Raw genomic sequence first — 14,486 nt, 5'->3', positions numbered from 1 at the left:
CAGACAGGGGAGACACGGATGACATCAGAGCCGTACATCGTCGACGATCCTCGGGCGCGACCTGCCCGTTCGCCGGGTGAGTGGCAGGCGCTGCACATCTTCTACAGCGCCAATTCCCAGCCGATCCTCACCGACTGCGTCGCACCGCTGGTGCGTGACCTTCGTGATCGCGGACTGCTGGAGAGGTACTTCTTCATCAACTACTGGATGGAGGGCCCGCACGTCCGGCTGCGGCTGAAGCCGGCCACGGAGGCGGCCACACCCGCGGTCCGCGCGGCGGCCGAGACCGCCGTACAGGAGTTCCTGTCGAGCCGGCCGGCGCTTTACGAGTTCGACCAGGACATGCTGAAAGCGCAGGAAGACCTGTTCATCATGGAATATCCCGACGAGAATGAACGACGCCGGATGTACCCGGACGGCCGGATACCCGTCCAGGGCAACAACACATTCCACTACCGCCCCTATCATCCGGAATACGATCGCTACGGCGGGCCTGTCGGGATACCTCTCGCGGAGCGGCACTTCGAATTCTCGAGCGACCTGGTGATCAAACTGCTGCAGACGGCCAACGTGCATGTCCGGCCGGTGCTGCTGGGCCTGGCCGCCCAGCTCATGATGATCAGTGTTTCCACTTTCATGCGGGACACCCGTCAGATGGCGCGCTTCCTGGAGCGTTATCACGACTACTGGAACTCGTCGTTCGGCCTCGACTACTGGAGCTCGACGACCCGCATCGTCGAAGACAGTACCGCCAGCTACCGCGTGTGTTACGACTCGATGAAGGACGTGCTCACGACCCGGTTCATGGACACGCACAACAGCATCCAGCGAGGAGAGCCGGACCGGTTGACCGGCTTCCGGGCGATGTGGGCGCGACACTGGGAGACCCTGCGTGAACAGGTGCTGGAACTCGGGACCGCCGGCAAGCTCACCTTCGTCAAGGCAGGCACCTCCAGAGCGCCCAAGGTGATCTCCGATCCCGAGATCCTGCTGCCGCACCTGCTCGCGTCATACATCCACATGACGAACAACCGGCTCGGCCTGCCGATAGCCGACGAGGCCTACTTGGCGTACATCCTGGCGCGTACCCTCCAGGACAACGTGGGATCCGCGCCCTGACATCGTGAAAAGGCGGTGACGCGGCCGATCGCCCCGTTCCGCCGCCCGCGAGAACCGATCGAGGCGCATTCGGTGTGATTCAGGTGCTCTGGTGCGGCGGCGAGGCTGTCGCTCATCCGCTGTTTTCCCTGGAATTCGGCTCTCTCGTCAACAAGAAGATGTTCTTCGTCCCCCACGAATGAAGTGAGCACATGACCATGCAGACAGCCCACCTGCTGGATCTTCCCGCGCAACTGGAGCCCGCCATCAGCGCGGCCACCGGCGAGATGGAAGCCGGGCGGGATCTCCCCGAGAAGCTGGTGCGGGAGTTGCGGGACAGCGGCGCCTTCCGCCTGCTCACGCCGCGGGAGCTCGGCGGCTTCGAGGCCCCGCTGGAGACCGTACTGAAGGTGTACGAGGGGTTCGGCCGGCTCGACGCCTCCGCGGGGTGGATCGTGTGGAATGCCAATTGGGGGTTCATCGGCGCGCTGCTCGACGAGCCGGGTAACGCCCGGATCTGGGGACCGGGTCCCGAGCCGGTCTTCGCGGCATCGAGCATGTTGGGGATCGCCGTCCCGTGCGAAGGGGGTTACCGGCTATCCGGTTACTGGAAGCTCGTCAGCGGTATCAATCACGCCGACTGGTTCGCCGCGGCCGCCTACATCAAAGAGGGCGACGACGTGCTCCTGACAGAGGAGGGCATGCTCGACGTACGGTTCTTCATGCTGCGCCGGGAGCAGCTGTCAGTCAAGGACACCTGGCATGCCGGCGGCCTGCTCGGCTCGGGAAGCCACGATGTCGTGGTCGAGGACGCCATGGTGTCCGACGAACTGGTCGTGCGCGTGGACGTGCCGGCCCGCGTCCAACGGCCCCGCTACCAGGGCTACATACCCTCGCTCGTCGTCCCCGGCTGCTCTGCCGTCGTCCTCGGGGTCGCCCAGACCGCCATCGAGGAGACGGTGGCCCTCGCGCTCTCCAAAAGGACGATGACCGGCGGCACGCTTGCCAAGTCGGCACACACCCAGGCGGTCATCGCACGGTCCGAAGCCGCGCTGCGGGCCGCCCGGCTGCTGCTGCTGTCCACGGCGCGAGACCTTGACCTCGCCGGAGAGAACGCCGAGCCCGTCACCCTCGAGCGACGAGCCGCACTGCGCGCCGCGATGAGTCACGCCGCGCAGGTCAGCCGTGAAGTGCTGACGGCCATGTACGAGCTCGGCGGCTCCACCTCGATCTATCGGGGCAACGCCGTCGAGCGGCTCTTCCGCGACGGGATGGTGGCGCTCCAGCACCACAACCACTCCGCAGGCTTCTTCGAATCCGCCGGACGTGTCCGCCTCGGCATGGCCCCCGCCCTGCCTGTCTTCTGACGGCCCCGGTACGGGCTTGGCACGGCCCGGATCGGTGGATCGGCAGGCTGAACACATCCGCTGATCCACCGATCACACCCTGGTCGGTGCGACCGGTGTCGGCGATCGCCTCCTGGCCGCGCAACGTGACGTTGCCGCACCCTGGATTTTCCCCCTCCGCCCTCGCCTGCTTCGACCAGGCTGCTGAAGGCGTGAATCCGTCCATCCATGAAGCGAATCCGAACGCCAGGAAAAGGACATCTCCTACCCGCGCCCGTGCAGGAGACCGCTGCCGGGTCGCCAGGGGGGCGGGTTCCGTGTGACATGGCGCGACGACCTCTGCGGACCGGCGTGACCATGTGCGTCTTGAAAGCGTCCCCGGTGATGCTTCCGCTATCCCGAACGCGCAGCGGATAGCACGTGACATGGATATTTCCTGTGATTGTGCGTAATTAGGCTTATCCGCGCACCTCATACGATGAGGCGGAAATCGACGCAGGAGGTGCACGGCCCGCGCGATCGGGACCGCATCCGTTCCGCCACCACCGGATTCGGAACGCGCGGGTGTGCTGTTCCATGACGAGGACTTCGCGGAAGGATTTCTTCACACGGTGCCGCCCTGCCCTGTCTCTCGCGCGCCTGGCGCGGGTTCCGGTCCTGCAGTTCCAGCAGGCCGACCACCCGTGCGAGGCCGTAACCGTCCGTCAAGACCACAGAGTCGCCCGTACCACCTGGGGACGAAGAGCCGCAATGAGTGGATGCTCGTCCACCGAATGACCGAGGGTCGTCGAATTCCGAAAGGCCGGTTCGCATGAACACGGGCGCTGGGAGGGGGCTGCACGTGGCCGTACTGGGTCCCTTTGAAGTGCGAATAGGGGCGGACCAGGTCGAACTGGGTTCGAACCGCCTGCGGACGCTGCTGGCCGTCTTGGCACTGTCGGCAGGCGAGACGGTGTCGGTGGACCGGCTGGCCTCGGTGGTATGGGCGGGGGGTCTGCCGGACAACGTCCGGCGCAGCGTCCATACCTATATAGCCCGGCTGCGCAACACGCTCGGCGCCGAGGTGATCAAGACGACGTCACTGGGCTACCAGATGCAGGTGGCCCATGATCAGGTCGACGCGCTGCTGTTTCGCCGGCTGCTTGCCGAGGCGACGCCGGTGCGGGGCACCGAAGCCGAGCTGGCGCCCCTGGAGCAGGCGTTGGCCCTGTGGCGGGGGCAGCCGTTCGAAGGGATCGACTCCCCGGCACTGCACGGTGCCGACGCCTCGCACCTGCTGGAGCTTCATGTGTCGGCTGCGGAGCGGTGGATCGACCTGGGACTGGCCGCGGGGCGCCACAGCGCGTTGGTGCCCGAGGCCCGCAAGCTGGCAGCCCATCATCGACTGCACGAGCCGTTGTGGGGGCGCCTGCTCCTGACGCTGGACGGCTGTGGCAGACGAGCTGAAGCCCTGTCGGCATACGAGCGGCTCAGGCGCAGGCTGAGCGAGGAACTGGGCACCGCCCCATCCGCGGAGCTGCAGCGTATTCACGCCGACCTGCTGCAGGATCGGGCGGTGTGGGGGGTGCCGATCACGCCACGCCAGCTCCCGGTGGACGTAGCCGAGTTCACCGGCCGGGACGAGGAGCTGAAGCGGCTGGACGGGTTGCCCAGCGGGAGCAGCAGGGTCTGCGTCATCACCGGCACCGCCGGCGTCGGCAAGACCTGCCTGGCCGTGCACTGGGCACACCTGGCCACTGAGCGCTTCCCGGGCGGCCAGCTGTACGTCGATCTCCAGGGATTCGGGCCGGGCGAGAGCGCACTGGACCCGCACGAGGCTCTGTCCGGTTTTCTGCAGACCTTGGGCGTGCCCAAACCCCAGATCCCGGTGGATCCACAGGCCATGATCGCGCTGTATCGGACACTGCTGGCAGGCCGGCGCGCGCTGGTGCTGCTCGACAATGCCCGCGATGCCGAGCAGGTACGGTGGCTGCTGCCCGGGGGTACCGAATGCATGGTTGTGATCACCAGCCGGCAGGGGCTCAGCAGCTTGGTCAGCCAGCACGCGGCTGCGTTGCTCACGCTGGACGTTCTCACCTATCGCGAGTCCCGGCAGTTGCTCACCCGCCGGCTGGGCCGTGAGTGCATCGAGGCCGACGCGCGCGCCACCGATGAGATCATCGATTTGTGCGGGCGGCTTCCCCTGCCCCTGGCCATCGCGGCGGGCCGCGCGACCGCGACGCCGTCCGTCCCGCTCGCGGCGCTCTCGGCCGATCTGCGTCGTGTCCGTACCGATGTCAGTGTGCTGGCCACCCGGGATGCCCGCACCGACATGCGCACCGTGTTCTCGCGCTCCTACGACCTCCTGCCCTCCGATGCAGCCCGCCTGTTCTCGTTGCTGGCGATCCATCCGGGGCCGGACATCGCCCGAGCGGCTGTGGCCAGTCTGGCGGCCGTCGACCGGTTGCAGGCCGACCGGCTTCTGGATGTTCTCCTGGAAGCGCACCTGGTGGCCGAGGCCGTTCCCGGCAGGTTCATGCTGCACAACCTGCTTCGCACTTACGCGCATGATCTGGCCTGCGTCCAGATCCGTCAGCAGGCGGCACGGCGGGTGATCGAGCACTACTTGCACACCGCATGCCGAGCCGCGCGGCTCCTGGCGCCGGAGGCGCTCCTGATCGTTCCCAACCCTCCGGCGCCAGGCGTACGGCCGGAGCGTCTTGTGCACCGCCGGCAGGCGCTGGATTGGTTTCGGGCCGAGCACGCGGTCCTGTCCACCGTTCTGCGCCAGGCGCTGACGAACGACTTCCCCTCCCATGTCATCCAGTTGGCGGCGGCGTTGACGCCCTGGTGCGATCACCAGAGCGACTGGCACACGAAAGCCGACATTCAGCGGCTCGCTCTGAAAGCAGCCGAACAACTGGGCGACATCGCGGCCATGATCAGGGTGCGGCAAACTATCGCAGCGGTAACGATCAACCTCGAACGAGCAAACCAGGCCCCCGCTTCCGGCAGCACGGTGATCAGCCTCGACCGGATCGAAGTGCCCGGCGGATGAAGCCGCTGATCGCCGAGTTCCCTGTCACCACCGGCCGACCGGCCTACTCGGGTGGAGCGGCTGTCACGCTCACCGACGTCCTTGCCGGGTGCTGGACGGCGGTCGGCCGTAGGTCTGCCGGTACAGGGCCGCGAAACGGCCGAGATGGGTGAATCCCCACCGGAGGGCCACATCCGTGACGGTTGTCTGGCTGTCCGTCTCAGCGATACGGACCAGATCGGCATGGGCGTGAGCCAGCCGTACGGAACGGAGATAGGCCATCGGGGTGGTCTGCAGATGCTCGCGGAAGCCGAGCTGGAGGGTGCGGACGCTGACCCTGGCCGCGGCGGCGATGTCACCAAGACAGATCGGTTCGCCGGCGTGATCTTCGCAATAGCGGGTCGCACGCCGAAGAGCGGCGGGGATCCACGAGGCGGGGAGCTCGCCGAGTTCGTGGGAGTAATTGTGGGACTGGGAGGAGAGCAAGGTGTGCAGCAGGAACTGTTCGAAGTGGTGCTCGGCCAGCTTCGAGGCCGCGAAGGGCAGCGTACCGCCGGTACCGGCCGACGACAGCATTCTGAACGTGTGACCGAGCGCGCTGGTGGTATTCACCCCTGGTTCGAACCGCAGTCGCTCTTTGGGAGGATCACCCAGGTAGGTCTCAAGCGCCTCCTGCAGGAATGCCGAAGGAATCTGCATCACTATCACTTCGTGATCGAGGCTCCAATGCATGTCGATCTTCTGCTGGGGGCCTATGAGGGAGATCGGTGCGGTGACGTCCCCTCCGTTGAGTGTCACCTCGCCGCCCCCTCGCAACGGCATGATCGCGTAGAAGTTAAACGACTCCGACGTCCCGGTACGAATCTCTGCCCCGTACGACGCGGTGTACAGAGCGATCTTTCCTCTGTGGAGAAGCTGGTATCGAGCGCCGTGCGGGTGTGACTTGACAATCTGAAGGTAGTAGGACGGGTAATGCTGCTCCAGCAGTTCTCGCAGCTGATCGGTGCCTGCGGTAACAGCCGGATGGTTTGTCGACGGGCCTGGGGTGCACCCCGACCCCTGTGAGTTCAAATCCTTCATCGCGCTGATCTCCCCTGCAGGCTCTGCCGACCGCCACGTCGGCGCGAGCGGTCGCGCCTGATACTCGGTATGGAGACTGCGTCGATCTGATCGTTGATACGAGGCAGGGGGGCTGAGTTCGGCGGCATGATGACGTGGATTCCGAAATGCGGGTATCCGTGCCATCTCCGCGGCGGAAGGAGCATGAACTCTTCCCTCTGCGGGAAGCAGATCGGCGACAGGCCACGATATTGCAAATGTGGATCAGGGCCTTTATGGGGCCTTTTAAATAAATAGCGCCTTGGTGGGTTGTGGATAAATTTTCCCCTCGACTCGCGGAACTCCTGGCACCTGGGCCGCCCCGGCGAAGTCGGAGGCTGGATCGCTTGGTTTTCGATCGCCAGGCAGGTGTCGGGGGTTGACCGGTGGAACGTCCCCTCGTACTCGGCCGGAGGAACATTCCCGTAGTAAGAATGTAGCCTTTCGGAATTATATCGGGCAACCCACTCCATGGTGGCAATCGTCGCATCCCATGACGCCTTTCCGGCCGCCATGAAACTCGATGAGCTCCTTCTTGCAGAGACTGTTCAGCGACTCCGCGACGGCATTGTCATACGAATCACCCTTGCCGCCCACAGAACGAGCCGCACCAACCTTATCAAGCCGTTCCGCATAGCGGATGGAAGTGTATTGAACACCCCTATCGGAATGGTGAACAAGGTCATCGACGACGCCTCCACGCGCCCAGATCGGTACCCAGGTGATCGGCGACCTGCCGGCCGACGATCCAACGGGAGCACAGGTCCTGGACGAACGCGGTGTACACCCAGCCGCAGGCGGTGGCGACGTGGGTGATGTCCGCGACCCACCGCAGGCCCGGCCGCTCCGCGGTGAAGTCGCGTTCCAGCAGGTCACCAGGTCGATCGGCGCCGGGGACGGTGGTCCGGGGCCGTCTGCGCGACCACACCGCCCCGCACGGGCTCAGCTCGCGCATCAGCCGCTCGACCGTGCACCGGGCGACCGTGACACCCTGGCGGTTGAGCTGACCCCACACCTTCCGCGCCCCATACAAGCCACGCCCCGCGCCTTTCCAAACGATCAGGATCTCCTTTCTCGGCTCTTCGCCCCGGACCACACGAGCCGACGGATCCGACTCCCGTTTCTTCGCCGCCCAGTACATGGGCGGCGCGAACTCCAGCACGGCACAGATCGGCTCCACGCCGAACAGCTCGCGACGGGTATCGACTGATCCACTTCGCCACCTGGCGGACGCTACCAGCACAAACCCCTACCTAAACGGCATTGGGTTGGCAGTGTGTTCGCCCACGTCGACACTCCGTCCTCGGAATTGTTGGGTGTTTCCGGGTTGCGATGGTAGCGGGCAAGAGATGGAAAAGTCGGGAAATAAGAAAAATAGAAAAAACAGTCATCCGTACACGACACCTACGTACCATTCCTACAGAGAAGCCATGTTTCCTGGGTCGTCCGGGGAGAAAAAGCCCACTCAAGGTCGTCGGGTGGAGGTACGGCTGATCAGGTGCCAGGCGACGTCGGTGTCCCGGTCGGCCGGGGTGAGGTGGCCGAGGGCGGTGCGGGCGCAGCGGGCGCCCTGGTCGCGTAGGGACTGGGCGATCGTGGTGAGCCCGGCAGGTGCGGCGGCGTCGGAGTCGTCCCAGCCGCTGAGGGTGAGGTCGCCGGGCACGGTGAGGCCCAGGCGGGCGGCGGCGCGCAGGACGCCGAGGGCCAGTTCGTCGCTCATCGCGGCGATCGCGTCGCAGGCGTTCGGGCCGGTGAGCAACTCGGCCGCGAGTGTCTCGGCCTCTCGTGCGCTGTTGGTGGAGCAGACCGCCACGCGGACCTGTGACCAGTCGCCGCCGGTCTCCGCCCAGGCGTCGCGGTAGCCGCGCAGACGCCTGCGGGTGACCCGGAAGGTCGAGGTGTCGGGGTCGATGCCTGGGGACGCGTCGGCCGAGGTGGTTCGGGAGTCGGGGGCGGTGACGCCCGGAGTGCTGACGGCGGTTCCGGAAGCGGTGCCGGCGGTCTGGGGAGGCCCGCTTCCGGGGGCGTCGCCCGCTTCCGGAAGCACACGACTGCCGGGGACGCCGAAGGCGACGCGGGAGACCCTCGCGCGGTCGAGAGGAAAGCTCAGCACTCCCGGGTGACGCGCTCCCGCGAAGACCTCGCGGCCCATGGCCGCCGCCGCGGCGCGGTCGTCGGCGGCGACGAAGGAGAGGCCGTCGCGGCGCGGGCCGCCGTGGACCACGGCGGGCAGACCGGTGGCGGTGATGGCGTCGACGACGGGGTCGTCGTCGGCGGTCGTCCAGACCACGAAGGCGTCGACGGCGGCCTCGGTGACCCGGTCGACGTCGGAGGGGCTTCCCGTGACAGGTACGAGCGTGAGTGCCATGCCGTGGTCGGCGCAGACCTGGGCGACACCGGACAGGAAACGGGTGGCCTGCGGGTCGTCGAAGGCGTAGGTGAGGTGCTCACCGAGGACGACGCCCAGGTTGCCGGTCCTGCCGCTGCGCAGTGAGCGCGCGCCGGGGTGCGGGCCAGGGTAGCCGAGGCGTTCGGCGGCCTCGCGGACCTTGGCCCGCGCCTCGTCGGAGACCCGGCCCGGTTGGCCGTAGGCGTACGAGACGGTCATCATCGACACGCCTGCCGCGCGGGCGACCTCGGCCATGGTCACCCTGCGTCGTGTCGTCCGTCCGCTCATGGTCCGAGGGTATCTGTGTATCGATACACAGATGATTTGTGTATCGTTACACATGTGGCAGGCGGAAAGGGCGGAATTCGGGCGCGTGCGGCTTACATGGGGTTCGCCGCGTTCGGTGCTTTCTGGGGAGTGTGGGGTGCCTCGGTGCCCGCGATCCGTGCCCAGGCCGAGCTCGGCGACGGGCAGCTGGGCACGGCGCTGCTGTTCGTGGGGGCGGGAGCGCTGCCCGCGATGCTCGTCACCGGAAGGGCGGTCGATCGCTGGGGGCTGCGGGTGGCCGCGTTCCTGCTGGTGACGCTCGGCGCGGTGGGGACGCTGGTGGCCGTGGCGGGCCGCGACTTCTGGAGCCTGTCGGCGGGGCTGGCGCTGCTCGGGGCTTCTTCGGGGGCGGCCGACGTCGCGATCAACGCGGCGGCGGCCTCGGCGGAGCGGGCGTCGGGCAGGCCGGTCATCACCCGCGCGCACGGCACCTTCTCCGCGATGGTGGTGGTCGGCAGCCTCTCCGCAGGGCTGCTGCTCGGCGGTCTGGGGGTGCCGGTCGTCGTACCGTTCCTGCTGGTCGCGGCGACCTCGGCCGGTGCGGCACTCACCGTCGCGGCCGACCGGCGAACCGCCTCGGTCGCCGAGGGAGCCGTCCGGGAGGCGGCGGGGGTTCCCTTCGTTGGCGGGAGTGCCGCTCCGGACACGCTGAAAGCCGCTCCGGTCAACGAGAAAACCGCACCGGTTCCGGCGAGGACCGCTTCGGCTGCGGAAAATGCCGAGGATGCCGAGGATGCCGTCCCGGACGCGGCGGGGGCCGCCCGAGGACGGCACGTCATCCGCCTGTTCCCGTTGCTCGTGGTCGGTGGCCTGGGCGCGCTCGCCTTCGCGGTGGAGAACGCCCACCAGAGCTGGGGCGCGGTCTACCTCGCCGACGTGGCAGGCGCCGGTCCCGCGCTCGCCTCGGCCGGTCCCGCGGTCTTCGCCGCCGTCGTCGCCCTCACCCGCTTCGCCGCCGGCGCGTTCGGCTCCCGGTACGCCACGATCGTGCTGATCTCCGGCGCGGTGACGGCCACGGCCGGAACCCTGCTGGTGTCCGGGGCGCGGTCCGTCCCCGTGGTCCTGCTCGGGCTCGCCCTGGCCGCGGCCGGTACGGCGGTGCTCTTCCCCACGCTGATGGGCGTCGTCGCCGCCCAGGTCGGCGAGGCCGCCAGGGGGAGGGCGACATCCGTGGTGGCCACCGTGGCCTACCTCGGCTTCCTCGCCGGTCCCGTCTACGTCGGGCGCTGGGCCGAGGCGACCGGCCTGTCAGGGGCGATGGTGGCCGTCGCCGCCCTCGCCGTCGCCCTCGCGGTCCTGTCCTGGCCCGCACTGCGAACGGCCGTCCGCACCGGCTCCCCGTGGGACCGCGGTGACCTTCACCATACGGAGAAGATCAGCGGTCGAACCCCATGACGTCCGTCCGGCCCCTGCCGATTCGCCCTCGCGGCCTGCGTACAAGGTTTTCCTGGCACGCGAGCGCTCGATGGAAAAGATCGTTTACTGCCGGTCATCACTTTCAATCTGCCGAAGGGTTGCCTTTCGATCTGCCGAAGGGGTGCCTTTCGATCTGCCGGGCGTCTGCCTTTCGATCTGCCGAGATTTCGAGGTGGCCGGACGGCGCTTGGAAGTTCTGCCTCGGTGCCGCCGTGCACCCCATCCGCCCGCCCGCCCGGCCGCCGGAGCCCGGTCGCCCGTTTCCGGATCAGGCTCCGGCGTGACGCCGTCACTGGGCGCCGGCGGCCGGGCGTATCACGATCTCGTTGACGTCGACCTCGGCGGGCCGGCTGATCGCGAAGGCGATGGCGTCCGCGATCGCCTCGGCCGGGATGGCCACCGACCGGTAGGTCCTCATGGCCTCGCGGGCCACCGGGTCCGAGATGGAGTCGGCGAGCTCGGACTCGGTGACGCCGGGGGAGACGACGCTCACCCGGATGTCGCCCGCGGACTCCTGGCGCAGCCCCTCGGAGATCGCGCGCACCGCGAACTTGGTGGCGCAGTACACCGCGGCGGTCGGCGACACCTCGTAGGCGCCGACGGAGGCGATGTTCACGAAGTGCCCGCCGCCCTGTTCCCGCATGACCGGCAGGGCTGCGGCGATGCCGTGCAGTACCCCGCGGACGTTCACGTCGATCATCCGGTCCCACTCGTCGACCTTCAGTTCCGCGAGCGGTGACAGCGGCATCACGCCGGCGTTGTTGACCATCACGTCCAGCCGCCCGTACCGCTCCCGCGCGGTGGACACGAAGGCCCGCACGTCGGCGGCGTCGGTGACGTCCAGCCGCTGGAACGAGGCGCTGCCGCCGTCGGTGGTGATCTTCGCTGTCAGCTGTTCCAGCCGGTCCGTACGCCGCGCGCCGAGGAGGAGGTGATGGCCGTCGGCGGCCAGGCGGAGCGCGGTCGCCTCGCCGATCCCGCTGCTCGCCCCGGTGACCGCGATGACCTTGGCCGATGCCCTCATGCCCGCTCCTTCTCCCGGTACAGCACGAGGTGCTCGTGGTAGAGCACACCGTCGCGGATGTCACCCGTGGCGGTGAACCCGGTGTCGTCGACGTAGTCCAGGTGGCCGCCGGTCACCGTGTACCGGCCGGTGTACGCGCTGCGCCGACCGCCGCGTGCCTCGTCGTACCGGCCGTCCGCTCGCAGTTCCTGGCGGATGTGGCCGTCCGCGGTCACCCACATGCCGACCACGTCCACCTTTCCGTCATCGGTGGTTCTCGTCATGCTCTTCTCCCGTACGTGGTGATCTGTTCTTCGGCACCGAGTCTGGGCCGGGTGCGGGCCGTCAACCAGGACGCCCGCCGCCCGGGTGCGACACACCCAGGCGGCGGGCGTCCTCGTTGCGGCGCACCCGGGCAGGTCCTGGGTGTGACACACCCGGGCAGGCCGCCGTCCGCCCGCCTAACCTGGGGACATGGCCAACAACGAGCTGGGAGACTTTCTGCGCGCACGCCGTTCGGGCCTGCGGCCGGAAGACGTCGGCATGGCGACCTACGGGGTCCGCAGGGTCGCCGGACTGCGGCGCGAGGAGGTCGCCGTTCTGGCCGGTATGAACGCCGACTACTACACCCGCCTGGAACAGGGGCGCGAACGCCGTCCCTCCCCCCAGGTGCTCGACGCGCTCAGCCGTGCCCTGCACCTGGACGCCGAGGCCCGCGCGCACCTGTACCGGCTGGCGGGCGCCGTGCCGGACGAGCGGCCGGGCCGGATCCCGGACACGGTCAGTCCCGCGCTGCGCCAGCTGATGGACGGCTACCCGAACACTCCCGCGTTCGTCATCAACCGCACCCTGGACATCCTCGCCGCCAACGCGCTGGCCGACGCCCTGTTCTCGCCCTTCGAGCCCGCCGACAACCTGGCACGGATGGCCTTCCTCGACCCCGCCGGGCGGCACTTCTACACCCGCTGGAACTGGACCGCCCAGGCCACCGTGGCCAACCTGCGGCAGGCGGCCGGCTTCGACCCCGAGGATCCCCGGCTCCGCGAGCTCGTACGGACCCTGACCGAGCGGAGCGGCGAGTTCGCGGCCCTGTGGAGCGCGCACGAGGTGCGGGGCAAGACCCGGGACGCGAAACACCTCATGCATCCGGACGTCGGCCCTCTGATCCTTACCTACCAGGCCTTCGACGTGCGCGACGCGCCCGGCCGGCAACTGATCATCTACCACGCCGAACCCGGTGGTCCCAGCGCCCAGGCACTCACCCTGCTCGGCAGCATCGGCGCCTCCCGGCGACGGTCACTGGGCCGTTCGGCCGGTTGACCCGCGACCTCGGCCGGAGAGAGGCCGGCTGCGGAAGGCGGCGGTTCGTGACGTAAGGTAAATGGCTGTCGCGTTCCGCAGGGACGCGAGCGATGACCGCTCGGCGGCCGCGAGAGCGGTATCACCCCGGTCGAAGCCCACCACCCCCGGTGGGCTCCCGAGCCGGGCGGAGCCTCCGTCTGGATGTTGGACGGAGATCTGTTGAAGTCGTACCTCGCCGTGCTCAGTACGCCCGGAGCCTGGCGGTTCATCCTCCCCGCCTTCGCCGCGCGCCTGCCGAACGCGATGCTCCAGCTCGGCGTGCTGCTGCTCGTGCACTGGTCCACCGGCTCCTACGGTGTGGCGGGGGTGGCCGCCGCGGTGGCCGCGGTGGCGCCCGCGCTGGTCGGTCCGCGGACCGGGCGGCTCGCCGACAGGTACGGGCAGGCGAGGGTGCTGGTCCCGCAGATCCTCGTGCACGCGGTCGCGCTGGGCGCGCTGCTGGTGCTCGCCTCGGCGCACGCCTCCGCGGTCTCGCTGGTGGTCGTCTCGGCGCTGGCCGGGGCGACGATGCCGCAGGTCGGCTCGATGGTCCGCGCCCGCTGGGCGCATGTGCTCGGCAGGTCGGGCAGGCTGGACACCGCCTTCGCCCTCGAATCCATCACCGACGAGCTGACCTTCACCCTCGCCCCGGTGCTGCTCGTCGCGATCTCGACCGGGTTCTCTCCGGTGTGGGCGCTGTCGGGGTCGCTGGTCATGGTCGTGGTGGGGACGCTCGTGTTCGCGGGGGTGCGCGGCGGAGCGCCGGAGCCGATGCCGGTCCGGGTCCGTTCCCGGCGCGGGGTGCTGCGGCTGCGCGGGGTGGCCGTGCTCGCGGGGGCCTTCGTCGCCCTGGGCACCGTCTTCGGCAGCCTCCAGGTGGGCGTCACCTCCTACACCGCGGCGCTCGGCCAGGCCGGTGCCGCAGGGCCGGTGTACGCGTGCTTCTCCGGCGCGAGTTTCGTCGGCGGCCTCCTCTACGGCGTGGTCCGCTGGCGGATCGGCGCCCCGGCCAGGCTGGCCGCCGCCCTCGGGCTGCTCTCCGCGGCCACCGTCGCCCTGACGTTCGCCGGATCGCTCCCGCCGCTGTACGCCGGAGCCGCCGTGGCCGGGTTCGTCATCGCCCCGGCCGTCATCACCGGCTACACCCTGGTCGAGGGCCTCGTGCCCGCCGAGGTGAGGACCGAGGCGTTCACCTGGCTCAACGGCTCCGTGGGCATGGGAATCGCCGCGGGAGCGGCCGTCGCGGGCCAGCTCGTGGACCGTTTCGGCGCGACGTTCGCCTTCCTCGTCCCCCCGGTCACGACCGGCCTGGCCGCCCTGCTCGTGCTGGTCTTCCTGCGCAGCCTGCGGCCGACGGCCGACCGCTCCCCGGTCCGCGAGCTGGTCGCGGCGGCCTGAACCGGCCGGAGAGCGGGCTTGAGCCTGAGGAAGCCTGAGGGAGTACGCGCAGTC

At 68.7% G+C, this 14,486-nt stretch carries 11 protein-coding genes; 6 read left to right on the top strand and 5 right to left on the bottom strand.

Translation table 11 applies throughout. From position 1 onward, the window contains the following. Window positions 1-18: 18 nt before the first annotated feature. The 3 genes from ABT352_RS31580 to ABT352_RS31570 all read left to right on the top strand — a co-directional run bounded on the left by ABT352_RS31580 (window position 19) and on the right by ABT352_RS31570 (window position 5,481). Window positions 19-1,119, top strand: coding sequence for a lantibiotic dehydratase C-terminal domain-containing protein (locus ABT352_RS31580; RefSeq protein WP_350948637.1), 1,101 nt, complete (start codon window positions 19-21; stop codon window positions 1,117-1,119). A gap of 191 nt (window positions 1,120-1,310) precedes the next feature. Next, window positions 1,311-2,465, top strand: coding sequence for an acyl-CoA dehydrogenase family protein (locus tag ABT352_RS31575; RefSeq protein WP_350948636.1), 1,155 nt, complete (start codon window positions 1,311-1,313; stop codon window positions 2,463-2,465). A gap of 820 nt (window positions 2,466-3,285) precedes the next feature. After that, the gene (locus tag ABT352_RS31570) at window positions 3,286-5,481 is read left to right on the top strand and encodes an AfsR/SARP family transcriptional regulator (RefSeq protein WP_350948635.1); all 2,196 of its coding nucleotides are present in this window, start codon (window positions 3,286-3,288) and stop codon (window positions 5,479-5,481) included. A gap of 69 nt (window positions 5,482-5,550) precedes the next feature. On the opposite strand, the gene ABT352_RS31565 is transcribed toward ABT352_RS31570, so the two are convergent. From ABT352_RS31565 to ABT352_RS31555, 3 genes are all read right to left on the bottom strand, one after another. Then, complete coding sequence (locus tag ABT352_RS31565; protein WP_350948634.1) at window positions 5,551-6,540, bottom strand: AraC family transcriptional regulator; 990 nt, start codon at window positions 6,538-6,540, stop codon at window positions 5,551-5,553. A gap of 700 nt (window positions 6,541-7,240) precedes the next feature. After that, window positions 7,241-7,738: an IS3 family transposase gene (locus ABT352_RS31560; protein ID WP_350948633.1), complete on the bottom strand. Its 498-nt coding sequence runs from the start codon at window positions 7,736-7,738 to the stop codon at window positions 7,241-7,243. Between the two features lie 285 nt (window positions 7,739-8,023). Beyond that, the gene (locus ABT352_RS31555) at window positions 8,024-9,235 is read right to left on the bottom strand and encodes a LacI family DNA-binding transcriptional regulator (protein ID WP_350948632.1); all 1,212 of its coding nucleotides are present in this window, start codon (window positions 9,233-9,235) and stop codon (window positions 8,024-8,026) included. A 54-nt stretch (window positions 9,236-9,289) separates the two neighbouring features. Here ABT352_RS31555 and ABT352_RS31550 point away from each other — a divergent pair, with 54 nt between their 5' ends. Beyond that, the gene (locus ABT352_RS31550; protein WP_350948631.1) at window positions 9,290-10,669 is read left to right on the top strand and encodes an MFS transporter; all 1,380 of its coding nucleotides are present in this window, start codon (window positions 9,290-9,292) and stop codon (window positions 10,667-10,669) included. A gap of 310 nt (window positions 10,670-10,979) precedes the next feature. Here ABT352_RS31550 and ABT352_RS31545 read toward each other — a convergent pair whose 3' ends face one another. Beyond that, the gene (locus ABT352_RS31545; RefSeq protein WP_350948630.1) at window positions 10,980-11,714 is read right to left on the bottom strand and encodes an SDR family oxidoreductase; all 735 of its coding nucleotides are present in this window, start codon (window positions 11,712-11,714) and stop codon (window positions 10,980-10,982) included. Further along, entirely contained in the window at window positions 11,711-11,977 is a 267-nt protein-coding gene (locus ABT352_RS31540; RefSeq protein ID WP_350948629.1) for an Atu4866 domain-containing protein, read from the bottom strand. Before ABT352_RS31540 ends, ABT352_RS31545 begins: the two co-directional genes overlap by 4 nt. Before the next feature lie 190 nt (window positions 11,978-12,167). On the opposite strand from ABT352_RS31540, the gene ABT352_RS31535 reads away from it, so the two are divergent. Beyond that, window positions 12,168-13,013: a helix-turn-helix transcriptional regulator gene (locus ABT352_RS31535; RefSeq protein ID WP_350948628.1), complete on the top strand. Its 846-nt coding sequence runs from the start codon at window positions 12,168-12,170 to the stop codon at window positions 13,011-13,013. 183 nt (window positions 13,014-13,196) lie between these two features. After that, window positions 13,197-14,432 (top strand): MFS transporter, encoded by a 1,236-nt coding sequence (locus ABT352_RS31530; RefSeq protein ID WP_350948627.1) that lies wholly within the window; start codon window positions 13,197-13,199, stop codon window positions 14,430-14,432. Window positions 14,433-14,486: the final 54 nt, after the last annotated feature.

It is taken from the genome of Streptosporangium sp. NPDC000563 (genome assembly GCF_040299985.1).
Taxonomy (GTDB): Bacteria; Actinomycetota; Actinomycetes; order Streptosporangiales; family Streptosporangiaceae; genus Streptosporangium.
This window is presented reverse-complemented; position numbering and strand designations above follow the sequence as displayed.

Bases quoted from the DNA above. Each gene is read 5' to 3' on its own strand.
- ABT352_RS31535 (WP_350948628.1), top strand. From the start codon at position 12,168: ATGGCCAACAACGAGCTGGGAGACTTTCTGCGCGCACGCCGTTCGGGC.
- ABT352_RS31575 (WP_350948636.1), top strand. From the start codon at position 1,311: ATGACCATGCAGACAGCCCACCTGCTGGATCTTCCCGCGCAACTGGAG.
- ABT352_RS31545 (WP_350948630.1), bottom strand. From the start codon at position 11,714: ATGAGGGCATCGGCCAAGGTCATCGCGGTCACCGGGGCGAGCAGCGGG.
- ABT352_RS31555 (WP_350948632.1), bottom strand. From the start codon at position 9,235: ATGAGCGGACGGACGACACGACGCAGGGTGACCATGGCCGAGGTCGCC.
- ABT352_RS31540 (WP_350948629.1), bottom strand. From the start codon at position 11,977: ATGACGAGAACCACCGATGACGGAAAGGTGGACGTGGTCGGCATGTGG.
- ABT352_RS31530 (WP_350948627.1), top strand. From the start codon at position 13,197: ATGTTGGACGGAGATCTGTTGAAGTCGTACCTCGCCGTGCTCAGTACG.
- ABT352_RS31565 (WP_350948634.1), bottom strand. From the start codon at position 6,540: ATGAAGGATTTGAACTCACAGGGGTCGGGGTGCACCCCAGGCCCGTCG.
- ABT352_RS31580 (WP_350948637.1), top strand. From the start codon at position 19: ATGACATCAGAGCCGTACATCGTCGACGATCCTCGGGCGCGACCTGCC.